Below are 1469 nucleotides of genomic sequence, written 5' to 3'. Positions count from 1 at the left end.
AGGGGATTGGGCGCCAACCAGCAGTGCCAGTGCAAAGTCGTGTTGGACGGACAGGCGCTGGCGGTGCCCCACCCGGGACTTGATGGCCGCAATGTGCTTTGACCAGGCGTGCTGCGCGTTCGTCATGCGCAACTCCCCATCTGAATTGAGACGGGCACAGCATGCCAATTTCAGATAGGCGCGGCACGTCTGGGGTTTGGGGAACGCTTATTTCACACCGCCCAAACTTCATTGGAAATCGCATACACCGCGTCCTTATTCCATTTCTATTTCATAAATGAAGTAATCAAAGAGCTCACAATCCAATCCCAAGAAACTATGGTGCGAACAGTCTCAGGGTTTTGCTCCAATGTTTTGAGCCCCAACATAAGTTGATCCTCCAGCGCGTCAAGACTGTCGAAGACCCGGTTATGAAAGAACTTCTCGCGCAACTCATCCCAGACATGCTCAATCGGGTTGAGCTCCGGCGCATAAGGAGGCAGCTTTAGCAGGTAAATGTTGTCCGGCGCTTTGAGCATCCCACTTCGGTGCCAGCCCGCCCCGTCTATCACCATCACGATGTGCTCATCTGGGTGGCGCTTGGAGACCTCGTTGAGAAACAGCTGCATGCAGCTGGTGTTGACTTGAGGCAGCATCAAGCTATCCAACTCTCCCGTACATGCATCCACCGCTCCATAGGCATAGGTGTACTCGTGGGTTAGCATGGCTTGGCACATAGGCCGCATCGGATAAGGTGCCCAGCACCTGCGCACGTCCGAGATACGGCCAAACCGCACCTCGTCCTGAAACATCAGCTTGACGGGTTTGCCGCCTGCCCAGTCTTGGACGATTTCGCTGAGGATTTCGGGGAGTTTTTTTTCCACTCCTCTTGCGCCAAGGGATCGCTTTGGGGGTGGCGCTTGTCAGGCACCAGCTTTCTCCAGTTGTGACGATGCAACAGGTTGTAGATTGACGACAGCCCTACCGCTCGACCCAAGCGCTTGTCCAGTGCGGCTTTGATCTGGCCGACCACCAAGACGCCGCCAGTTTGAGCTTGCTCAATAAAGGGGGTCAAAAACTCGCGCTCTTGCTCAATCGTCAGGTTCTGCCGTTTGCGTCCGCCAGGAGCAGGCGCACCTCCAGCACCAACGAAACGCCCGGCGATGAAGCGCCGACGTAGCTGGCAAGCCCAACCAAGGGAGACGCCTATGACTTGGGCTGTCTGCTCCAGGCTGAGGCCGTACAGCAGGGGCAGCAAAACCGCCTGCGCTTGGCGCAACTCGTCCAGTGTTGTGGCCTGTTTGATAGCAATTTGCGCAATTTCGACAGTCTCGTCACCCCCAGTAAACGGACGCGCCATGACCTTCTCCATCAACTTTGATAGTCAATATTATTGCACTAATGTTTAGGAAATGGAATAAGGTATCGCCTGCAGATGCTGTGCACGTTCAATGCGGGAGAACAACGTTTCCCAAGATGCGCAGGGCTTC

2 protein-coding genes are annotated in these 1469 nt (G+C 55.2%); both read right to left on the bottom strand.

What is annotated here, in order from left to right:
• Positions 1–266 precede the first annotated feature (266 nt).
• Positions 267–863, bottom strand: coding sequence for an IS630 family transposase (locus ACSFA3_RS23120; RefSeq protein WP_435507785.1), 597 nt, complete (start codon positions 861–863; stop codon positions 267–269).
• Entirely contained in the window at positions 791–1339 is a 549-nt protein-coding gene (locus ACSFA3_RS23115; protein ID WP_435507784.1) for a helix-turn-helix domain-containing protein, read from the bottom strand. Before ACSFA3_RS23115 ends, ACSFA3_RS23120 begins: the two co-directional genes overlap by 73 nt.
• Positions 1340–1469: the final 130 nt, after the last annotated feature.

The sequence above is a fragment of the Variovorax glucosi genome (genome assembly GCF_051216695.1).
Classification (GTDB): Bacteria; Pseudomonadota; Gammaproteobacteria; order Burkholderiales; family Burkholderiaceae_C; genus Variovorax.
The sequence above is the reverse complement of the archived record's forward strand: the minus strand, read 5'-3'. Positions and strand labels throughout refer to the sequence as shown.